General features: G+C 73.7%; 19 protein-coding genes. 8 read left to right on the top strand and 11 right to left on the bottom strand.

Features of this window, described 5'->3' with window-relative positions; translation table 11 throughout:
• Nucleotides 1-10: 10 nt before the first annotated feature.
• Together ACIBIW_RS24065 and ACIBIW_RS24060 are read left to right on the top strand one after the other, a co-directional pair.
• Complete coding sequence (locus ACIBIW_RS24065; protein WP_399339060.1) at nt 11-970, top strand: carbohydrate kinase family protein; 960 nt, start codon at nt 11-13, stop codon at nt 968-970.
• A complete protein-coding gene (locus ACIBIW_RS24060) occupies nt 967-2277 on the top strand; it encodes an alpha-glucosidase/alpha-galactosidase (protein ID WP_399339059.1) in 1311 nt (436 codons plus the stop codon). Before ACIBIW_RS24065 ends, ACIBIW_RS24060 begins: the two co-directional genes overlap by 4 nt.
• Before the next feature lie 90 nt (nt 2278-2367).
• Here ACIBIW_RS24060 and ACIBIW_RS24055 read toward each other — a convergent pair whose 3' ends face one another.
• From ACIBIW_RS24055 to ACIBIW_RS24035, 5 genes are all read right to left on the bottom strand, one after another.
• Nucleotides 2368-4167 carry a glycosyl hydrolase family 28-related protein gene (locus ACIBIW_RS24055; RefSeq protein ID WP_399339209.1) on the bottom strand — a complete coding sequence of 600 codons (1800 nt, stop codon included), beginning with the start codon at nt 4165-4167 and terminating at the stop codon, nt 2368-2370.
• A gap of 313 nt (nt 4168-4480) precedes the next feature.
• The gene (locus tag ACIBIW_RS24050) at nt 4481-5221 is read right to left on the bottom strand and encodes a Clp protease N-terminal domain-containing protein (protein ID WP_399339058.1); all 741 of its coding nucleotides are present in this window, start codon (nt 5219-5221) and stop codon (nt 4481-4483) included.
• A gap of 32 nt (nt 5222-5253) precedes the next feature.
• Entirely contained in the window at nt 5254-5832 is a 579-nt protein-coding gene (locus tag ACIBIW_RS24045) for a hypothetical protein (RefSeq protein ID WP_399339057.1), read from the bottom strand.
• Between the two features lie 238 nt (nt 5833-6070).
• Nucleotides 6071-6313, bottom strand: a complete 243-nt coding sequence (locus ACIBIW_RS24040) for a DUF397 domain-containing protein (protein ID WP_399339056.1) — start codon at nt 6311-6313, stop codon at nt 6071-6073.
• A gap of 2 nt (nt 6314-6315) precedes the next feature.
• Nucleotides 6316-7137 (bottom strand): helix-turn-helix domain-containing protein, encoded by an 822-nt coding sequence (locus ACIBIW_RS24035; RefSeq protein ID WP_399339055.1) that lies wholly within the window; start codon nt 7135-7137, stop codon nt 6316-6318.
• A 340-nt stretch (nt 7138-7477) separates the two neighbouring features.
• Here ACIBIW_RS24035 and ACIBIW_RS24030 point away from each other — a divergent pair, with 340 nt between their 5' ends.
• Complete coding sequence (locus tag ACIBIW_RS24030; RefSeq protein ID WP_399339054.1) at nt 7478-8905, top strand: hypothetical protein; 1428 nt, start codon at nt 7478-7480, stop codon at nt 8903-8905.
• 14 nt (nt 8906-8919) lie between these two features.
• Here ACIBIW_RS24030 and ACIBIW_RS24025 read toward each other — a convergent pair whose 3' ends face one another.
• On the bottom strand, nt 8920-9747 hold the full coding sequence (locus ACIBIW_RS24025; protein WP_399339053.1) for an SDR family NAD(P)-dependent oxidoreductase: 828 nt from the start codon (nt 9745-9747) through the stop codon (nt 8920-8922).
• 279 nt (nt 9748-10026) lie between these two features.
• Between ACIBIW_RS24025 and ACIBIW_RS24020 the strand changes: the two genes are divergently transcribed.
• The 5 genes from ACIBIW_RS24020 (at nt 10027) to ACIBIW_RS24000 (ending at nt 15792) form a co-directional block, all read left to right on the top strand.
• Nucleotides 10027-10446 carry an ATP-binding protein gene (locus ACIBIW_RS24020; RefSeq protein ID WP_399339052.1) on the top strand — a complete coding sequence of 140 codons (420 nt, stop codon included), beginning with the start codon at nt 10027-10029 and terminating at the stop codon, nt 10444-10446.
• A gap of 23 nt (nt 10447-10469) precedes the next feature.
• Entirely contained in the window at nt 10470-10991 is a 522-nt protein-coding gene (locus ACIBIW_RS24015; RefSeq protein ID WP_399339208.1) for a DUF6624 domain-containing protein, read from the top strand.
• 111 nt (nt 10992-11102) lie between these two features.
• The gene (locus tag ACIBIW_RS24010; RefSeq protein WP_399339051.1) at nt 11103-12515 is read left to right on the top strand and encodes an ethanolamine ammonia-lyase subunit EutB; all 1413 of its coding nucleotides are present in this window, start codon (nt 11103-11105) and stop codon (nt 12513-12515) included.
• 74 nt (nt 12516-12589) lie between these two features.
• Complete coding sequence (eutC, locus tag ACIBIW_RS24005) at nt 12590-13357, top strand: ethanolamine ammonia-lyase subunit EutC (RefSeq protein WP_399339050.1); 768 nt, start codon at nt 12590-12592, stop codon at nt 13355-13357.
• A gap of 224 nt (nt 13358-13581) precedes the next feature.
• On the top strand, nt 13582-15792 hold the full coding sequence (locus tag ACIBIW_RS24000) for a M64 family metallopeptidase (RefSeq protein WP_399339049.1): 2211 nt from the start codon (nt 13582-13584) through the stop codon (nt 15790-15792).
• 73 nt (nt 15793-15865) lie between these two features.
• Here ACIBIW_RS24000 and ACIBIW_RS23995 read toward each other — a convergent pair whose 3' ends face one another.
• The 5 genes from ACIBIW_RS23995 to ACIBIW_RS23975 form a co-directional block, all read right to left on the bottom strand.
• Nucleotides 15866-16060, bottom strand: coding sequence for a ferredoxin (locus tag ACIBIW_RS23995; protein WP_399339048.1), 195 nt, complete (start codon nt 16058-16060; stop codon nt 15866-15868).
• 48 nt (nt 16061-16108) lie between these two features.
• Complete coding sequence (locus tag ACIBIW_RS23990) at nt 16109-17332, bottom strand: cytochrome P450 (RefSeq protein ID WP_399339047.1); 1224 nt, start codon at nt 17330-17332, stop codon at nt 16109-16111.
• Nucleotides 17333-17462: 130 nt separating this feature from the next.
• A complete protein-coding gene (locus tag ACIBIW_RS23985; protein ID WP_399339046.1) occupies nt 17463-18650 on the bottom strand; it encodes an NAD(P)/FAD-dependent oxidoreductase in 1188 nt (395 codons plus the stop codon).
• Nucleotides 18647-18844, bottom strand: coding sequence for a ferredoxin (locus tag ACIBIW_RS23980; protein WP_399339045.1), 198 nt, complete (start codon nt 18842-18844; stop codon nt 18647-18649). Before ACIBIW_RS23980 ends, ACIBIW_RS23985 begins: the two co-directional genes overlap by 4 nt.
• 147 nt (nt 18845-18991) lie before the next feature.
• A complete protein-coding gene (locus tag ACIBIW_RS23975) occupies nt 18992-19630 on the bottom strand; it encodes a TetR/AcrR family transcriptional regulator (protein WP_399339044.1) in 639 nt (212 codons plus the stop codon).
• Between the last annotated feature and the right edge of the window lies 1 nt (nt 19631).

The following is a 19631-nucleotide window of genomic DNA, read 5'->3' as shown; positions in this document are numbered from 1 at the left end:
AGGAACACGGATGCCGCACGACTTCGATCTGCTGGTCGTCGGGGACGCCAACCCCGACGTCGTCCTCGGCCCCCTCGACGCACCGCTCGCCTTCGGGCAGCGCGAACAGCTCGTGGCCTCGGGCGGGCTCACCCTCGGCGGCTCTGCCGCGATCATGGCCTGCGGGGCCGCCAGGCTCGGTCTTCGGGTGGCGCTCGCCGCGCGGGTCGGGGACGACGGCGCGGGCCGGTTCGTACGGGACGCGCTGGCGGCGCGTGGCGTCGACACCGGCGCGCTCGGCGTCGACCCCGGGCTGCCCACCCCGCTGACCGCCGTCCTCACCCGCGGCGACGACCGGGCCATCCTCACGGCGCCCGGCACCCTGGCCGCGACGGGGCCCCAGGACGTGCCGCCCCGGCTGCTCGCCGCAAGCCGGCATGTGCACACGGCCTCGTACTTCCTGCTGCCCCGGCTGGCCGCGGCGCTGCCAGGACTGCTGCGCACCGCGCACGGGCACGGCGCCACCACCTCCCTCGACACCAACGACGACCCCGCGGGGGCCTGGGACCCGGACGGCCTCGCCGCGGTCCTGCCGCACATCGACATCCTGCTGCCGAACGCGGCGGAGGCACGGGCGCTGGTTGGCGGTGCGGTGTCCGGCACCGAGGCCGCCGCCGGGGCGCTGGCGGCGCGCGGGCCGCTGGTGGCCGTGAAGGACGGCGCCGCGGGCGGCCTCGCGCACGACGGGCACGCCCCGGTACGGGCGCCGGGGCTCGCGGTGCGCCCCGTGGACACCGTCGGCGCGGGCGACAGCTTCGACGCGGGCTTCGTCGCCGCCTTCCTCGCCGGGCTGCCCACGGCCGACGCGCTCGCGCTCGCCGCCGTCTGCGGCTCCCTTTCCACCCGCGCACCGGGCGGCACCGCCGCCCAGCCCACCTGGGACGAGGCCCGCGCGGCCGTCACCACCCGCAACAGAGAGAACCCCTCATGAGCACCACCAAGATCGCTTTCATCGGCGCGGGCAGCGTCGTCTTCACCCAGGGACTGCTGGCGGACATCTTCGCCTTCCCGGAGCTGCGGGACGTCCATGTCGCGCTGCACGACATCGACCCCGAGCGGCTCGCCACCGCGGAGGGCGCCGCGCGCGTCCTGGCCCGCGAGCGCGGCGCCGCGCCGACCGTCACGGCGCACGCCGAGCGCCGTCCGGCCCTGGAGGGCGCCGACTTCGTCATCAACATCGTGCAGGTCGGCATGGGCGAGGCGACCCGTACCGACTTCGAGGTCCCGGCACGCCACGGGCTGCGGCAGACCATCGGGGACACCCTCGGCATCGGGGGCGTCTTCCGGGCGCTGCGCACGTTCCCGCTGCTGAAGGGCCTCGGCGAGGACATCGCGGCGGTCTGCCCCGACGCCTGGCTGCTGAACTACACCAACCCCATGGCGATGAACGTGCAGTACCTCACCCGGGCCACGGGCCTCACCCGGGTGGTGGGCCTGTGCCACTCGGTGTACTGGACGATGCGGGGGCTCGCCGACCTGGTGGGGGTGGAGTACGAGGACGTCACCTATCGGGCCGCGGGCGTCAACCACCAGGCGTGGGTGCTGCGTTTCGAGCGGGACGGCACGGATCTCTACCCACTGCTCGACGCCGCGGTCGAGAGGGACCCCGGGCTGCGGCGCCGGGTGCGCGTCGACATGTACCGGCGGCTCGGCTACTACCCCACCGAGACGTCGGAGCACTCGTCCGAGTACGTGCCCTGGTATCTCCACCACGACAGCGAGGTCGAGCGGCTGCGGCTGCCGGTGGGCGCCTATCTCGGCATCGTCGACGACAACGTGGCCGAGTACGAGCGGACCAGGGACGCGCTCGCCGCGGGGCGGCCGCTGTCCGTGGAGGCCACCATGGAGTACGCGCCGCAGATCATCCACAGCATCACCACCGGCACGCCCCGCACGGTCTACGGCAACGTCCCCAACCACGGCCTGATCGAGAACCTGCCCGCCGACGGCACCGTCGAGGTGCCCTGCCTCGTGGACGGCGCGGGGGTGGCACCCACCAGGGCGGGCGCGCTGCCGCCGCAGTGCGCCGCGCTCAACCGCACGTATCTGAGCATGAACGACCTGGTGGTGAGGGCCGCGGTCGAGGACGACCCGCGTGCGGTGCGGCAGGCCGCGATGGTCGACCCGGCCACCGCGGCGGCGCTGCCGGTGGAGCGGATCTGGGAGCTGTGCGACGACATGGTGCGCGCCCACGGCGACCGCCTCCAGCCCTCGCTCCGTGCCACGCTGGGGAGTTGACCGGCTGTCGGCGACACCGCGGCGGCGCGGGCGCCCGGGGTGTGCCGGGTGTCCGCGCCGCCGCGGGTGTGCGGTCGGCCTGACGGGGCGTCAGGAGCCGGACGGGCGGCCGTCGTACGTCCACTGGGGCGCGGGCCAGGTGCCGGTGCACTCGGGCTGGTCGGTGTACCAGCCGGAGTTGCCCTCGCCCTGGGTGATGTTGAAGCCCTCGCCGACGCAGTTGTGTATCGGGTTCTCCTGGGCCACGCCGGTGGCGGTGACATGGTCGAAGGAGGCGGTGCCCGGGGCCTGGACCTGGAGGGCGTAGGTGCCGGTGCCGTCGATGGCGACGTTGCTGAAGTGCAGGCCGTCGGTGGCGCCCTCGATGAGCTGGATCGCCTCGTAGGAGCTGTCGAGGACGTCGGTGTCGCTGATGTCGAGGCGCGCGTCGATGGGTTCGTTGAGCCCGTCGAACCAGAGCGCGCCGACCCCGAAGTTCCAGTTGAAGTCGCTGTTGCCGGTGCGGATCAGGGTGTTGCGCGCGGCGGTGAGGGTGCCGGAGACGGCCGTGCCCTGGCCTGAGTTGACGCCGGGGTAGCGGTTGGCGACGTGGAGGCCGCCGCCGTTGGTGACGGTGTCGGCCATCACGTTGTCGGAGAGGGTGATGTCCTTGCCGCCGTAGGTGACGATGTTGTTGGCCAGGATGGGCAGGACGACGGTGTTGTGGGTGAACTCGTCCTTCACGTTGGGGGTGTTCTCCGGCCACATGGCGAGCCCGTCGTCGCCGGTGTTGCGGACGAAGGTGTTGGTGACCCGGGAGTTGGTCACCCCGGTGTGGAAGTTGACCCCGTCGGCGGTCTGGTCGAGGATGCGGCAGTTCTCGATGGTGAGGTTGTCCATCGGGCCGTCCATCCAGGCGCCGACCTTGGTGTGCTGCATCCAGATGTCGTCGACGGTGGAGTCGGACAGGGCGCCGCCGATCGCGTTGACCTGGTCGGCGTCGACGCGTTCGCGGATGTCGCCGATGATGGCGAAGTCCTTGAGGTGGACGTCGCTGCTGCCGCCGTCGGCCGCGTACTTGCCGTAGACGCCCACGGCCTGGGTGCGGTCGTCGGGGTCGCGGCCGGTGAGCACGCTGTACCAGGGCCCGGCGCCGCCGAGGGTGACGTGGTCGACGACGATGTGCCGGCGCACCTGGAAGGTGCCCTCGGGGATGTACACCTCCCTGCCCTGGGCGGCGCCCTCGTCGACCGCCTGCTGGATCTGCGCGGTGGAGTCGTCGGCGCCGGTGGGGTCGGCGCCGAAGTCGGCGACCACGTCGAGGGCTCCTGAGGGCTTCGGCGCGGGGGCGGCGACGTCCTCGAAGTCGGCGAGGTCGAGAGTGAGGGCGGGCGCGTCCGACGGGGTCTGGAAGCGGACCTTGGCGCCTGCCGGGAGCGTGGTGCCGAGCAGGGTGCGCGCCTCGTCGTAGAAGTGGTGCGGGTTGGTGTCGCCCGGGTTGTTGTTGAAGGGGTAACCCCCGTAGAACCAGGCGTACTTGGAGGTCACCGGCACGCTCTTGAGGGTGCTGCCGCCGCTGCTGATGTCCAGGGTGGCGTCCTGTCCCGCGCCGTCGCCGCTGTCGGGCAGCGAGTAGCGGAACGAGACCGCGTCGGCGGGCTCGGTGAGGGTGAACTCGACGTACTGGCCCGGCGCGAGGGTGACGGCCTGCCGCCCCGACGCCTCCGAGGGGAGCTTGGTGTAGAGCCGGTCGGGCCCGACGAGGGTGCCGTTGGTGTCGGCGTACTCGGCCTCCTGCTCGACGAAGGGCACGGTGGCGCCGCGCCCCGGCACCTGGGTGGGGTTGAGGGTGGGCACCGCCGCCGCGTGCGCGGCCGGTGCGACGCCGACGAGCACGGCGGTGGCCGTCATGGCGGTGCACAGGAGTGCGACGAGGGGGGTTGCCGCCGCTGCGCCGCCGCGGGCGCGGCGCCGTCCGGGAAGAGGGATCACTGGCCTACGTCCTTGCGTTCGTGGGGTGCGCGGACGAGGCAGAGAGTAGGGACCCTCCATGCAGGGAGTCTATGATTCAGCGCAACTTTCTTATTTTTGCGCGCAAAATCGCTATCCCATGCAAAGGGCTTGCGTACGGTGCGCCGCGCGTGACGTCGGGCGGCGTCGGGCGCGTGCACGCCGACCGCCCCGCACGGGCACACGGGGCGGGACGGTGGGGCGGGGCGGCGGATCAGGCCGAGCCCTTGGCGCGGTCCTCCATGATCTTGGCGAGGGCGTCCTTGATCTGGCCTTCGAGCGTGGCCTTGTCGATGCCGAGCCCGGTCAGCACACCGTCGCCGCCCTCCTGTTCGAGGAGCCCGAGCAGGATGTGCTCGGTGCCGATGTAGTTGTGCCCGAGCCGCAGGGCCTCCCTGAAGGTGAGTTCGAGCGCCTTCTTGGCGTCGGCGGAGAACGGGATCAGCGCGGGGAGGCTGGGGGCGGCGGGCGGCAGGGTCGCCCGTGCCGCGTCCCGTACGGCGTCGAGCGCCACCCCCTGGCCCACCATGGCCTGGGCGGCCAGCGCCTCGGGCTCGGTGAGCAGGGCGATGACCAGGTGCTCGGTACGGATCTTGTCGTGCCCCTGGGCCCTGGCCTCGTTCTGGGCGGCGACCACGACGTTGCGCGCACGGTGGGTGTAGCGGCTGAACCCCTGGGAGGGGTCGAGGTCGCTCTCGGAGCCCTTCGGCACGAACCGCTTCTGGGCGGCCTGCCGGGTCACCCCCATGCTCTTGCCGATGTCGCTCCAGGAGGCGCCGGCCCTGCGGGCCTGGTCGACGAAGTGCCCGATGAGGTGGTCGGCGACCTCCCCGAGGTGTTCCGCGGCGAGCACCGCGTCGGTGAGCTGGTCGAGCGCGTCGGTGTGGACGGTGCGGATGGCCTGGATGAGGTCGTCGAGGCGTACGGAGTTCGAGACGGGAGTCGGCTTTTCCATGCGTCAACCATAGGTTGACAGTTTGCGTGGTGTCAACCCGGGGTTGACAGTGCGGTGCGGCCGTCTTGGGCCGCGCACTCCCCCGAGGCCACGGTGACCAGGGGCAGATGTTGCGCCAGGGTGGTCGCGGCGCGCTCGTAGGCGTGCTGCGCCGCCGCCTCCTCGCCGCTCGAAGCGCCCTCGGCCGGGTCGGCGCCGGGCACATGGACGAGGGCGCCGTCGCGCTCGGCGACCGCGTCCGCGAAGTCGAGCGCCTCGATCCAGGTGACCCTGGCGCGCCCGCGGCGCAGCGGGCCGTACACCAACTCCCTGAGCGGACCGCCGTCGAGCGCGATGCGGCCCGGCGTGTCGAGGAGTTCGCGGTAGGAGCGTGCGGGGTCGAGGCGGTCGAGTTCGCGTGGGGGCCGCAGCACCGTGAAGCCGGCGTCGGACAGCTCGGCGAGCACCGCGTCCCTGCCGGGCCCCGCGGGGCCCTCGACAAGGAGGGTGCGGCAACTGGCCGTGGCGTCAAGGAGGTTCACGACACACGCCGGTGCGGTGCGGCGGTAGTGCGCGGCGGCGGTGTGCCGCACACCGCCCCGGGTGTGCCGTACGGGCTGTGGGTCGGCCATCGGGTGGTCACCACCCCAGTCTTGCCACCGGAGCGGTCCGTCCGTCAGGCGCTCGGGGGGTTGTCCGGTTGTGCGGGCGTAGTGCAGCACACCCCGCTCACCACCCCCGTGACGACGGCCGCCGCCCGCCCCACGGCCCCCAGCCCCCGCGCCCCGGCCCGCGAAAACGGGCAGGGGAAAGAGAGGAGGGGCGGGAAAAAGGGGAGAGGAGCGGGCGGCGGTCGGTCGCCGGGCGGTGTCAGGCGATGAGGAAGTCGGCCTCGCCCGACTTCACGCCTTCGAGGAAGGTGACCATCTCGTTGCGGGTGTACACGAGGGCGGGGCCCTGGGGGTCGGTGGACTGGCGCAGCGCGACACCGCCGTCCGGCAGCCGCTTCGCCTCGACACAGCTTCCGCCGTTGGTACCGCTCCAGGGCTTGTGCCAGCCCTCGGTCCCGAGGTCGCCCGCGGGCATGCCGCTGTAAATGGAGTCCTCTGACATGATCACAACTCCTTACGCATTTCGGCCAGGATGTCTCTGGTCCGTGAGACCGGCTCGGCCTGCACGGCCATCCGGTCCATGACTTCGAGATAGGCGACGACCTCACCGGGGCGGTCGTAGTAACCCGACCCCGCGAGGTCCTCCGTGTAGACCACGTCGGGCAGTTCGGTGAAACCGAAGCGGAAGTAGTGGAAGGGCCCGAAGGCACCGGGGTGCGCCCCGGCGGCGTACCGCATGATCTGCACCCGCACCTTGGGGAGGTCGAGCGCTTCGAGGAGACGGTCTATCTGAGCCCGCATCACCTCGGCGCCACCCACCGGCCTGCGCAGGACCGTCTCGTCGAGCACGGCCCAGATCGCCGGGCACTCCGGTTTGTCGAGCAGGCCCTTGCGCTGCATCCGCAGGTCCACCCGGCGTGCGATGCCCTCCTCGCTCTCGTTGGGAAAACCCACCCGCAGCAGCGCGGTGGCGTACTCCTCGGTCTGGAACAGGCCGGGGACGTAGTGGGGTTCGTAGATACGGATGACGGTGGCTTCGCTCTCCAGGCTCACATACGCCTTGAACCAGTCGGGCAGCACATCGCGGTACTTGTACCACCACCCGGGTTCGTTGGCCTTCCTCGCCATCACGAGGAAGTCGTCGCGCTCCTTCTCGTCGACCCCGTATGCGGTCAGCAGGTCCTTCACGTACGGGAGGCGCAGCCCGACCTCGGCCTTCTCTATCCTGCGCACCGTCAGAGGAGTGACGTCAATGGTGCGCGCCGCCTCCTCGAACGAGACCCCGGCCTGCTCCCGCAACTGCTTGAGGCGCTTGCCGAGGACCATGCGCAGAACGGTGGGAGCACTGCCACCGGAGCGGCCTTCGCTCACGTGCTGCCTCCCGGTCCTGGTGTCACAGCGTGCCAGTGTGCCACGCCGTACCTGCGCCAAACAGTCCCGTTGCGGTTCAACCTGAAATTATCAGAACGCTGCTTGCGGATCGCACTTGTCCGCCATCATAGTGATCGAGTGACCTGTTGCACACTGCGCCGTAGGCGGTTACCAACGCACGCTCCCCGGGGGCCCGTTGGCACACCGCCGAGTTCGGGGGTCGGCGCAGCGGCAACCGGAGGCGGGCCGGGGCCCGGAGGACCCGGCCGCGTACGACCACGAGGGCGATATCTGGATGACCACGGCGACCAACGGACGGACCACGCGACCGGCGAAGGGCGCGGTGGCGCCCAACACCGCGCTGGCGGCGGCTCTCAGAGACGCCGGGTGCTCCTACGCGTCACTCGCCCACCGGGTCAACGAGCTGGGGCGCCGGCAGGGCGCGGAGCCGCACTACGACAAGGCGTCCGTGACCCGCTGGCTCCAGGGCCAGCAACCCCGGGGCACCACACCCGAGTTGATCGCGGCGGTGCTGTCGGACCGGCTCGGGCGCGCCGTCACACCGGCCGACCTCGGCTTCCTTTCCGACCAGCAGCGCCCGGTCGTGGGCCGGGCACTCGCCTACCGCGAGGATGTGGCGGAGACCTTGCACACCCTGGCAGAACTCGGCTCCACCGACATCTCCCGGCGCACCCTGCTCGGCTCGGTGCCCTTCGTCGCCGCGGCGCTCGCGGTGCCCCAGCGCGAGTGGCTGCTCTGGCTGCACGAGCGCACCGACCAGGAGCAGGCGGGCGGCGCCGTCCTGACCGCGGTCACCGACGGCGGCCCGGTCGAGCAGGTGCGCGCGATGATCGGCATGTTCGAGCAGATGGACAACAGCTTCGGCGGCGGCGGTGTGCGCACCAGCATCGTCCACTACCTGTCGACCGAGGTCGTCCCGATGCTCCAGCGCCGCGGCATGCCCGCGGGGCAGCAGCGGCAGTTGTTCGCGGCGGCGGCGCGGCTGGCCGCGATGGCGGGATGGAGTTCGTACGACACCGGCGAGTACGGCCTCGCGCAGCGGTACATGATCCAGGGTCTGCGGTTGTGCGCGGAGGGCCACGACCGGGTGCTCGGGGGGCAGATACTCGCCGGGCTCTCCCACCTCGCCACCGGGCTCGGCCGCCCCGACGAGGGGGTGGCGCTGGCCCGGGTCGGCATCGCGACGGCGCGCGGCTCGGGCAGCCCGCTCGGTCTGATGCGGCTGTACGCGATGGCGGCACGCGGGCACGCCGCCCTGGGGCACCAGCCGGAGACGACACGCGCGCTGAGCGCGGCCGAGCGGGAGTGGGAGCGCAGCCCGGGGCCCGCGCAGGAGTCGCCGTGGGTGCGCTTCCTCGACCACCACTACCTTCAGGCGGAGGCCGCGGCCTGCTTCCGCGACCTGGGCCTCGGCGAGCAGGCGGAGCGCACCGCGGCCGAGTCGGTGCGGGCCAACGCGGGGCGCCGTCGGCGGCAGGCCATCAGCCGCTCGGTGCTCGCCACCGCGCAGCTCCAGCAGAACAGGCTGGACGAGGCCGTGGGCACCGCCACCGAGGCGCTCGAAGCGCTGGGCTCCGTACACAGCGAGCGGTCGGTGCAGGCGCTCAGGGACTTCAGGGCGCGGCTCACGCCGCGGCGCGCCGAGCCCTCGGTGCAGGAGTTCGTGCGCGCGGCGCGGCCGGTGCTCGGGGCGGCGGCCTGATGCGCGCCGAGCGGTCAGTAGCCGTCGGGGGCGGGCGCGTTCTGCGCCCGGTCGACGGGCAGATGGGCGCCGGAGACCCCGCTCGCCCAGTCGGACAGCAGGAACACGACCACCCTGGCCACTTCGAGCGGTGTGACCAGCGCGCCGCCCGGCAGCTCGGCCGCGAGGAACGCCGCGAAGGCGGCCGGGTCCTCGCGGCGCATCCGGTCCCAGCGACGGCCCGGGACCAGCATCGAGCCGGGCGAGACGGCGTTCACCCGGATGTGGTCGGGACCCAGTTCACGAGCCAGGGAGGCGGTCAGATGGATCTGGGCGGACTTGGCGGCGCCGTACTGGGCGCCGGGTCCCGGCTTCCAGCCGGAGATGGACGCGACCACCACGACCGAGCCGCCGCCCGCGGCCCGCAGGTGCGGCACCGCGGCGCGCACCAGCCGGGTGGTGTGCCCGACGTTGAGGTCCCAGGTGGCGGCCCAGTCCTCGGGGGTGGAGGCGCCGAGGTCCCCGCCGCGGGCTCCTCCCACACACGCCACTACGCCGTCAACACCATCAAAACGTTTCTTCATACCGTGCACGAACGCTTCGAGGCGGCCGGGCTCCGTGACGTCGAGCGCCTCCGTGTGCAGCCGCGCCCGCTCCCCCGCGCCGAGGCTCGCCGCCAGCGCCCCGAGGCCCTCGGCGCCGCGGGCGCAGGTCGCCACCCGGGCGCCCGTGGCCAGCAGGAGTCGTACGATCTGTTCGCCGAGCCCGCGACTGCCGCCGGTGACCAGGACGCGTCTTCCCGCCAGTCCTGGCAGGCGCGCCGGGCCCCGCGGGTCGCCGGACGGCCGCTCGCTGGTGTCCACCCGGTCATCGAAACACATCGCCAGGCGCCTCGCGCCCCCCAACCACTACGCCTCAGCAACCGGACAACCCGAACACCCCCTGGCAGCGCTCCGGGTCTCAGGTGTTGGCTTCGGTCGGGACCCTCACCGGTTCCGCTCCCCCACCATGCCACCCGAAGGATCATCCATGACGGCTGCAAGAACGCCCCGCCACCGGCGGCCTGGGGCCCCGGCCGGCGCCGGGACGGGAGCCAGGCGGCGGCCACGCGCCGCCCTGCCAGGCGGAACGGCGGGGCATTCTTGATCCCGGTCAGCAGGCCGCGCACGGTACACAGCGCGGTCCCCGCCCATCCCTCCCAGGCGTCCCGCGTACGGCGGCTGGTCGCGGACCGGCTGCGGCAGTGGGGGGCGCCCGACCTGCTGGACGCCGCGGTCCTCGCCACCGACGAGCTGTTCGCCAACGCGGTGCGGCACGCGGGGCGCGGGCGCCCCGTCCTCATCATGGTCACCGTCGAGTTCTGCTGCCATGAGCTGCGGGTGTCGGTGGCCGACCCGTCCCCCGTGCTGCCGCGCTCCCGGGACGCCGACGAGGGCGCGGAGTCCGGCCGCGGCCTGGCCATCGTCTCGGCGCTCGCCGACAGTTGGGGGACCGCGCCGCCCGACCCCGGCTCCGTCGGCAAGAAGGTGTGGTTCTCGCTGAGCGCGAAGGACCGCCTGTGAGCACGGCAGCGGGCACCGACGCCATGACGCGTCCCGACGCCGGCAGGCGGCCGCCCGCCTCCCTCGCCGCGGAGCTGCTGCGGCGGGCGGAGGAGGACCGGGTGCTGACGCTCGGCGCCCACCAGCCGGGCCCGGTGCCCGCCGGGGTGCGCCGGATGATCGAGCGCTGCCGCGGCGACAACGGCACGGCGCTGAAGGCCGCGGTCGCCGAGTACGGCTGGCCCACCGCGGCGCTGGTCGGCGAGCCCGCCTCCACCGCGGCGCTGATGATCCTGCTGCACGCGGGCGACCTGGGCTTCCAGGTCCGCTGCCGCGACCTGGTCGCCGACGCGGCGGCGGACGGGCTCTGCCCCGCGGTGCACCACGCCTTCATCGCGGACCACTGCGCGGTGGAGCTGGGCCAGCCGCAGTTCTACGGCACCCGGATCAACCCCGGCACCATGCGCCCGTACGAGATCAGATCCCCCGAGACCGTCGACGAGCGCAGGGCCGACGTGGGCCTCGGGCCGCTCGCCGAGCAGTTGCGCTCCCTGCCGCGGCGCTGAGCCCGGCGCGCCCGCGGGCGCCGGTGGCCCGGTGTCGCGCGGGCGTTCGCGCGCCTCCCGTGGAAACATCGACGTCCCGCGTCGGTGCGGGACGGGCAGCGAGGAGGAGTCGTGCGCCACAAGCAGGCCCTGCACGGGCACACGTATGAGTTCGACGGGCTCGTCGAGGTGCTGGCGAAGGCCACGCCGCACCGCTCGGGCGACGTACTCGCCGGGTGCGCGGCGCTGAGCGGCGCCGAGCGCGCGGCGGCCCGATGGGTGCTGGCCGACGTGCCGCTCGCCGCCTTCCTCGACGAGCCGCCGGTGCCGTACGAGTCCGACGACGTGACCCGGCTGATCCTCGACGGGCATCGGGCCGACGCGTTCGCGCCCGTCTCACACCTCACGGTCGGCGGCTTCCGGGAGTGGCTGCTCGACCTCGCCGCGCGCCCCGGCGCCGCCGCGGCGCTTGCCGCGCTCGCGCCGGGGCTCACCCCCGAGATGGCCGCGGCGGTCTCGAAGCTGATGCGCAACCAGGACCTGATCGCGGTCGCCGCCGCGGCCCGGGTCACCACGGCGTTCCGTACGACGCTGGGGCTGCCCGGCACCCTGGCCACCCGGCTGCAACCCAACCACCCCACCGACGACCACGAGGGGGTGGCCGCCGCCGTACTCGACGGGCTGCTGCTCGGCTCGGGCGACGCGGTCATCGGCGTCAACCCGGCCTCGGACGACCCGCGCACGGTGGCGCGGCTGCTGCGGCTGCTCGACGAGGTCAGGGAGCGCTACGCGATCCCGGTGCAGTCGTGTGTGCTCACCCATGTCACCACCACGCTCGACCTGATCGCCCGGGGCGAGCCCGTCGACCTGGTGTTCCAGTCGATCGCGGGCACCCAGGCCGCGAACGCGGGCTTCGGCGTGGCGCTCCCGGTGCTCGCGGAGGCCAGGTCGGCCGCCGAGGGCCTGGGCCGCGGCACCGTCGGGGGCAACGTCATGTACTTCGAGACGGGGCAGGGCTCCGCGCTCTCCGCGGGCGGGCACCTCGGCACCGGCGGGCGCCCCGTCGACCAGCAGACCCTGGAGGCGCGTGCGTACGGTGTGGCGCGCGCCTTCGACCCGCTGCTCGTCAACACGGTGGTGGGGTTCATCGGGCCCGAGTACCTGTACGACGGGAAGCAGATCGTGCGGGCCGGTCTTGAGGACCACTTCTGCGGCAAGCTGCTCGGGGTGCCGATGGGCGTGGACGTCTGCTACACCAACCACGCCGAGGCCGACCAGGACGACATGGACACCCTGCTGACGCTGCTCGGGGTGGCCGGCTGCACCTTCGTGATCGCGGTGCCCGGCGCGGACGACGTGATGCTGGGGTACCAGTCGACGTCGTTCCACGACGCCCTGTACGTGCGCAAGGTGCTCGGGAAGCGCCCCGCGCCGGAGTTCGAGGAGTGGCTGGCGCGGGTGGGGCTGCTGGACGCGCAGGGCGGGGTGGCCGAGGTCGATCCCGCGTCCTCGCCCCTGCGCGCGATCACGGGAGGCGCGGCATGAGCGCCGGGAGCGCGGGAGGCGGCGGGGCGGCCCCGGGTGCGTCAGGTGCCTCGGATACGTCAGGTGTCTCGGGCGTGTCCGGTGCCTCGGGTGCTTCGGGTGGGGGCTTCTGGGAGCCGTTGCGCCGGGCGACGCCCGCCAGGATCGGCCTCGGGCGGGCGGGCAACGGGGTGCCCACGCGCGCGGTGCTCGAAGCGGACGCGGCGCACGCGCTCGCCCGCGACGCGGTCCATCTCCCGCTGGACGCCGAGGCGTTGCTCGCCGCCGCCGCGGAGGTGGCCGCCGGTCGGGGGCTGCCCGCGCCGGTGCGGGTGGCGTCGGCCGCGCCCGACCGCGCCACCTATCTGACCCGCCCCGACCTGGGCAGGCGGCTCGCCGAGGACACCGTGCTGCCCGCGCCCGACGGGCCCGTCGACCTGATGGTGGTGCTGGCCGACGGGCTCTCGGCGACCGCGGTGCACCGCCACGCTCTCGCCGTGCTGCGGCAGTTGCTCGCGGCGCTGCCCGCGGGCACCACGGTGGGGCCCCCGGTCATCGCCACCCAGGCCAGGGTGGCGCTCGGCGACCATGTGGCGCGGGCGCTCGGCGCGCGGATGGTGCTTGTGCTGCTGGGCGAGCGCCCTGGGCTGTCGAGCGCCGACAGCCTGGGCGCCTACCTCACCTGGTCGCCCAGGCCACCGGTGCCCGACTCGGCGCGCAACTGCGTCTCCAACATCCGGCCGCCGCACGGGCTCGGGCACGCCGCAGCGGCGCGTACGCTCGCCGCGCTGATGGCGGGCGCCCGGGAGATCGGGGCGACGGGCGTACGGCTCAAGGCCACCGGGGGCGAACTGCCCGGCTGACCGGGGGCGCCCGGCGGCCGGGAGCCCGCGGCCCCGTGGCGGTGGGGGCCCGGCCCCGTGACCGTCGGTGGCCGCGGACGCGCCTTGTCAGGCCCGGGCACACCCTCTAGCTTGAATCGATCACATGAGTGATTCCGCGTCACTTCACTTACGCCCGGGGCCCGCCGACGGCGGTGTGCCCGGCGGGCCGCGGCACGAGTCGAGGGGTGTTCCTGGTGAGACGGTTGCTGGCATCGCTTGTCACGACGGCGCTGGCCGTCGCCCTGCTGGCGGGGGCGCCGGGGGCGCCGGCACTCGACGGGTCCGCCGGGACAGGACGGAAGGGCGCCACGGCCGCCGACGACGCGAAGGTGGTCCCGGTCCAGGTCACGGGCGACCCCGCGAACCGCTGGAACCTCGTGGTGCTCGGCGACGGCTACACGGCCGCCGAGATGCCGACGTTCCTCGACCAGGTCGACCGGCAGCTCAACGTGCTGTGGGGCCTCCAGCCGTACAAGAGCTACCGGAACTACATCAACGTGTACGTGGTGGAGACACCGTCCGAGGAGTCGGGGATCAGTTGCGACCCCGACGTGGACTCCCCGCGGCGCGACACCCCGCTCGGCATGAAGCTGTGGAGCGGCTGCTCCGACTCCGGCATCCAGCGGCTGCTGGTGATGGACGACGACGCCGCGCAGAAGTACGCCGCGCTCGCGCCGCGGGCCGACCAGGTCCTCGCCCTCGCCAACAGCGACACCTACGGCGGCGCGGGCGGCTCGTACGCCACCGCGACCGGCGGCAACTCCCTGTCCGCGCTGATCGCCCCGCATGAACTCGGCCACTCCTTCGGTGGCCTCCAGGACGAGTACGACTACTATTCGCGCGGCGAGAGCAGCGGCACGTACACCGGCGGCGAGCCGGACTCGGTCCACCACACGCTGCTGACCGAGGACCAGATGCGCGACCGGCACGCCAAGTGGTGGCGCTGGCTCGGGGAGCGCAGCGAGTCGGGCGGCACCATCGGCCGCTTCGAGGGCGGCATGTACTACACCGAGGGCGTCTGGCGGCCCAGTCAGCACTCCATGATGAAGACCCTCGGCTACTCCATGGACCAGGTGAGCAGGGAGCAGATGACCGCCGGGCTCTCCGGCGCCGTCGACCTGGTCGAGGACTCCACCCCGGTGGACCGGCCGGTGGGCGGGGACAACGAGTTGTGGGTCGACACCGTGCACCCGGTCGACCACGAGCTGGACGTCTCCTGGAGCGTCGACGGCAGCGAGGTGCGCGCCGCCCGCGGCGCCCGCAGCGTCGGCCTGCGCGAGCTGCACGCGCGCCCCGGCGACACGGTGCGGGTGAAGGTCGTCGACGACACCGGCTTCGTCCGGGACCCGGCGCTGCGCGACAGCGACAGGATGACCGCCGTGCGGGAGTGGACCGTCGGGGCGTCGCGCGGCCCCGGCGGCGCGCGGCCCGGCCCGCGCATCACGCTCGCGACCCCCGGCGAAGCCCCCGTGGGCGCCACCGACGTGCTGTGGGTGGACCCCGGCCATCCGCGCGACCACGCCCTCGGCATCACCTGGCGCCTCGACCACCGCGTCGTCGGCCACACCACCTCACTCGCCCTCGGCTCCCTCCTGCTCTCCCGGGGCACGCACACCGTCGAGGCCGCCGTCAGCGATCCGCGCGACCGGAAGGCGGCTCCCGAGACCCGGCGGTGGACGGTCGACAACACGGCGGCGACCACCGGTTACACGGTGTCCCGGCCGGTGGAGAAGTCACGGAACGCCGACGGGACGCCGCACTACACCGTCAGGGGCTCCTTCAGCCTGGCGCTCGCCGCCCACGACGACCAACCCGGCGCCCTCACCTCCGAGTTCAGGGTCGACGGCGACGGGTGGTTCCACTACTTCGGCTGGCCCACCGACAGTGCGAAGCCGTTCCTGTTCACCCCGAAGGGGACAAACGTCGACGACCTGATCTACGGCAACCTCGGCACCGGGGGGCTCTCCACCTCGCCGTTCGCCGAGCGGCTGCCCGGTTACGGCACCCACCGCGTCGAGTACCGCTCGACCGACGCCGCGGGCAACGTCGCCCCGGCGAAGGCGTTCACGGTGACGGTGCTCCCCGGACACGAGCGGCCGCCGGGCGCGGTGGCGGTGCGTTCGAGCGCGCTCACCGCGTGTGTGAGGGGCGGGACGCGGGTCTCGGTGCGTGCCCGCAACGCGTCGCCGTACCGTGCCTCCCTCACGCTGCGTACCCCGTACGGCGAGCGGACCTTCACCGGCGTCCGCCCGGGCCGCGAGGTCTCGGCGTCGTTCCCCTCCGGGCTGCCCACCACGGAGACCGGCACCGCCACCGTGACCGCGCGGGCGACGGCGGGCGGCCACCACGGCGCGCCCGAGCGGCACCCGCACGCCAGCTACGAGGTGCCGTTCAACCGGTTCGCCTGCACCTGAGCCGCGACGGCGGCCAGGGGCCCGCTTCCGGGCGCCCGCCGGGCAACTCCTGTCCGGCGGGCGCCCGTTGTGCTCAGTCCGTCACCCGCAGGGCCAGGGCGGGACAGACGGCGACGGCCTGGCGGACGTCGTCCTCCGTGTCCGGCGCCGGCAGGGGGGTGAGGAGCACGGCGACACCGTCCTCGTCGCGCTGGTCGAACACGTCGGGGGCGGCCATCACACACTGCCCCGACGCCACGCACTTGTCCTGATCGAGATGGACCTTCATGTCACGCTCCGTGGATGAGGGGGGTTGCGGCGCGGTCGGCGGCCGCGCTCACCAGGTCACCGGCAGCTCGTACACCCCGTACACGGCGCCGTCGTGCTTGAACGGGATGTCCTCGACGGACGCCGCGAGGCGCAGGGCGGGGATGCGCCGGTACAGCGTGCTGTAGACGACCTGGAGTTCCATGCGGGCCAGGGTCTGGCCGAGGCACTGGTGGACGCCGAAGCCGAACGCGACGTGGCGGCGGGCGTCGCGGGTGACATCGAGGGTGTCGGGCTCGGAGAAGACGGACGGGTCGCGGTTGCCGATGTCGGTGGGGAAGATCAGGCCGTCGCCCGCCCTGATGGTCTGCCCGGCGAACTCGATGTCCTCGACCGCCGCCCTGCGCCGCCCGCTGTGCACGATGCTGAGGTAGCGCAGCAGCTCCTCGACGGCGGACGAGACCAGCGCGGGGTCGTCGCTGTCGCGCAACGCCGCGAGCTGGTCGGGGTGTTCGAGCAGGGCGAGGGTGCCGAGCGCGATCATATTGGCGGTGGTCTCGTGGCCGGCGATGAGCAGCAGGACGCCGATGCCCGCCGCCTCTTCACGGGTGAGGCTGCCCGCGTCCACCCGCTCGGCCAGCTCGCTGAGCAGGTCGTCGCCCGGGGCGCGCTGCTTCTCGCCGACCAGGTCGCGCAGGTAGTCGCCGAGGCGGGCGAACGCCGCGTCGCGCTCGTCGGCCGAGGTCTCGCGGTTGATGACGACCTTGCTGTTGGCCTGGAAGAAGTCGTGGTCCGCGTAGGGGACGCCGAGGAGTTCGCAGATCACCAGCGAGGGCACCGGCAGCGCGAACGCCTGCACCAGGTCCACGGGGCGCGGTCCCGCGAGGAGTTCGTCGATGAGGCCGTCCACGATCTCCTGGACCCGCGGCCTCATCGCCGCTATGCGTTTGACCGCGAACGGGGCGGTGACCATGCGGCGCTGCCTGGCGTGCTCCGGGTCGTCCATGAGGATGAACCCGACCGAACTCGTCTGGCTGGTGCGCTTGACCGGGCTGGGGTAGCCGGGTTTGGTGAAGTCGGCGCTGACGCGGGGGTCGGAGAGCAGTTTCCGCTGGTCCTCGTAGCCGGTGATGAGCCAGGCGATACGGCCTTCGCCGATGTCGACCCGGGTGAGGGGGCCGCGCCGCTGCTGCTCCGTCAGCTCGGGCGGCGGGTCGAACGGGCAGCCGCTCGCGCGCTTCATCGGGAAGGCGGGGGCCGTCTCGGGCCCGTGGATGCCGAGGGTCTCGGTCATGGTGGTGTCGTCCTGCCTTTCGGGGGGTGGGCTCGGGTGCCGGGCGGGTGCGGCCGGGGCTGCGGGCAGCCGGGACCGCGCACGGGGCGGCACCCCGTACGGCAGCGTGGTGGGGGAGAGCCGGTACGGCTCAGGAGGGCGCGGCGGCGGGTCTTCCCGCCGGGGCGATGAGCGCCTGGGCGTGGCGTCTTGCCTGTTTCGGCATGCGCCAGCCGAGGACACCGGTGACGGCGGCGCCCGCCCGGTACAGGGCGACGAAGCGTCCGGCCGCCGGGTCGCCCTCGACGACCTCGGTCGCGTCCAGCGGCCCGGGTGTGCCGTAGAGCTGCACGCGGACGCCGAACTGGTCGGTCCAGAAGTACGGCAGCGGGCGGTAGGGCCTCGTGTCGCCGAGGACGGCGCGTGCGACGTGCAGCGCCTGTTCCGTGGCGTTGGTGCGGTTCTCCAGGCGCAGCGGGGTGCCGTGCTCCGGGTGCGGGAAGCGGGCGACGTCGCCGACCGCCCAGATGCCGTCGGCGGCGCGGCAGTGGGTGTCGCAGCCGACGCCGTCGGCGGTGTCGAGGCCGCTGCCGGTGAGCCAGCCGGTGCCCGGCACGGCGCCGATGGCGACGGCGACGACGTCGGCGGGCAGCACCCGCCCGTCGGCGAGCCGTACCCCGCTGACGCGTCCGCGGGTCTCGGTGGTGCCTGCGACGCTCACGCCGGGCTCCAGGTGGACTCCGCCGCGTCGGTGCAGGTCGGCCAGGTACCGGGCGGCGACGGGGCCGAACCGGTCCGCCATGGGCGCGGGGCCCATGCCCGCGAGGGTGACGTGCAGTCCCATGCCGCGCGCGGTGGCGGCGATCTCGCAGCCGAGCACCCCGTCGCCGACGACGACGAGCCGCCGCCCGGCGAGCAGCGCGGCACGCAGCGCGAGGGCGTCGTCGAGGGTGCGCAGGGTGTGTACTCCGGCGGGGGTGGGCCCCGGCAGGGGGCGGGCGGCGGCGCCGGTGGCGAGGACGACCGCGTCGGCGGTGAGCCGTGCGCCGCTCGCGGTGTGCACGGTGCGGGCCGCGGTGTCGAGTGCGACGGCGGGGTCGCCGAGGCGTAACCCGGCGTCGAGGGCGGCGAGGGTGTCGGGGGGCCGCAGCCGGGCGCGGCCGGGCTCCCAGTCGCCGGCGAGTACCTGTTTGGACAGCGGGGGGCGGTCGTACGGGAGGTGGGGCTCGGCGCCGCAGAGGGTGAGCGGGCCACGGTGGCCGAGGCGGCGCAGCGCCTCCGCGGTGGCGAGTCCGGCCGCGGACGCGCCCACCACCAGGACGCGGTCCGTGGCGCTCACGCGGGGCTCACCGCGATGGCGGCGGCCGGGCACACCTGGGCGGCCTCGCGGACCGCGGGGTGCAGCGGTGTGCCGGGGGCGGCGTCGAGGAGGACGACCACGCCGTCCTCGTCGCGCTGGTCGAAGACGTCGGGCGCCGTCAGCACGCAGGTGCCTGCGCCGCAGCACCGGTCCTGGTCCACGGTGACGTTCATCCGTTTCTCCTCGGGTCTTCGCGGGTGTTCCTCGGGCCGCCCGGGTGTCCGGGCTCGCCTGCGGGGGCTCGCGCCCGGTGTGCGGGCGGGCCCTGGGGCCGCGGCGGTGCGCCGCGGGCGGGGGTGTGGGTGCGGGGTGGCGGGGGTTCAGGGGCCGGTGACGACGGGGGCGAACCAGAGGCCGATGAGGGCGTCGATGAGGCCGCCGGTGAACGACTCCCAGTCGGGCCGTGCGGTGGGCAGCCCGTCGGCGAGTGCGCGCTCCCGCTCGGCGAGCATGTGGACGAGCATGAGACGGGTCATGTCGGCGCGTTCGAGCCGTACCGGGGGCGGCAGCGCGGGCAGGCAGCGGTTGAGGCCGCTGACGGTGCGCTCCGTGGAGGGGCCGAACGTCTCGTCGGCGACGAGCCGCCGCAGCACCGGGTCGGTCATGAGCTGGGCGCAGAAGCGGGCGTACCAGGTGGGCGGGGTGAGTTCGGCGAGGTGGAGGGTGGCCGGGCGGACCAGGCAGGCCAGCCAGTGCCGTGGGTCGTCGCAGTCGCCGACCCGGTCCAGCATCTCCTCGCGCAGTCCGCGCACCCGCTCCCCGTGCTCGCGCACGATGGCGAGCAGCAGGTCGGTCTTGGTGCCGAAGTGGTAGCCGACGGCGGCGTTGTTGCCCTGGCCCGCCGCCTCGCTGATCTGGCGGTTGGACACGGCGAACACACCGTGTTCCGCGAACATCCGCTCCGCCACGGTGAGGATCGCTCGGCGGGTCTCGGCCGCCCGGTTCGTCTTGGCCTGCACG

It is taken from the genome of Streptomyces sp. NPDC050560 (genome assembly GCF_044457285.1).
Lineage (GTDB): Bacteria > Actinomycetota > Actinomycetes > Streptomycetales > Streptomycetaceae > Streptomyces.
Note: the sequence above shows the minus strand (reverse complement) of the source record. Positions and strands in the feature narration are given on the sequence as shown.

What these genes read in the sequence shown, in the direction of transcription:
- ACIBIW_RS24065 (WP_399339060.1), top strand. Translation starts at nt 11, where the DNA reads ATGCCGCACGACTTCGATCTGCTGGTCGTCGGGGACGCCAACCCCGAC.
- ACIBIW_RS24060 (WP_399339059.1), top strand. Translation starts at nt 967, where the DNA reads ATGAGCACCACCAAGATCGCTTTCATCGGCGCGGGCAGCGTCGTCTTC.
- ACIBIW_RS24055 (WP_399339209.1), bottom strand. Translation starts at nt 4,167, where the DNA reads ATGACGGCCACCGCCGTGCTCGTCGGCGTCGCACCGGCCGCGCACGCG.
- ACIBIW_RS24050 (WP_399339058.1), bottom strand. Translation starts at nt 5,221, where the DNA reads ATGGAAAAGCCGACTCCCGTCTCGAACTCCGTACGCCTCGACGACCTC.
- ACIBIW_RS24045 (WP_399339057.1), bottom strand. Translation starts at nt 5,832, where the DNA reads ATGGCCGACCCACAGCCCGTACGGCACACCCGGGGCGGTGTGCGGCAC.
- ACIBIW_RS24040 (WP_399339056.1), bottom strand. Translation starts at nt 6,313, where the DNA reads ATGTCAGAGGACTCCATTTACAGCGGCATGCCCGCGGGCGACCTCGGG.
- ACIBIW_RS24035 (WP_399339055.1), bottom strand. Translation starts at nt 7,137, where the DNA reads ATGGTCCTCGGCAAGCGCCTCAAGCAGTTGCGGGAGCAGGCCGGGGTC.
- ACIBIW_RS24030 (WP_399339054.1), top strand. Translation starts at nt 7,478, where the DNA reads ATGACCACGGCGACCAACGGACGGACCACGCGACCGGCGAAGGGCGCG.
- ACIBIW_RS24015 (WP_399339208.1), top strand. Translation starts at nt 10,470, where the DNA reads ATGACGCGTCCCGACGCCGGCAGGCGGCCGCCCGCCTCCCTCGCCGCG.
- ACIBIW_RS23995 (WP_399339048.1), bottom strand. Translation starts at nt 16,060, where the DNA reads ATGAAGGTCCATCTCGATCAGGACAAGTGCGTGGCGTCGGGGCAGTGT.
- ACIBIW_RS23990 (WP_399339047.1), bottom strand. Translation starts at nt 17,332, where the DNA reads ATGACCGAGACCCTCGGCATCCACGGGCCCGAGACGGCCCCCGCCTTC.
- ACIBIW_RS23980 (WP_399339045.1), bottom strand. Translation starts at nt 18,844, where the DNA reads ATGAACGTCACCGTGGACCAGGACCGGTGCTGCGGCGCAGGCACCTGC.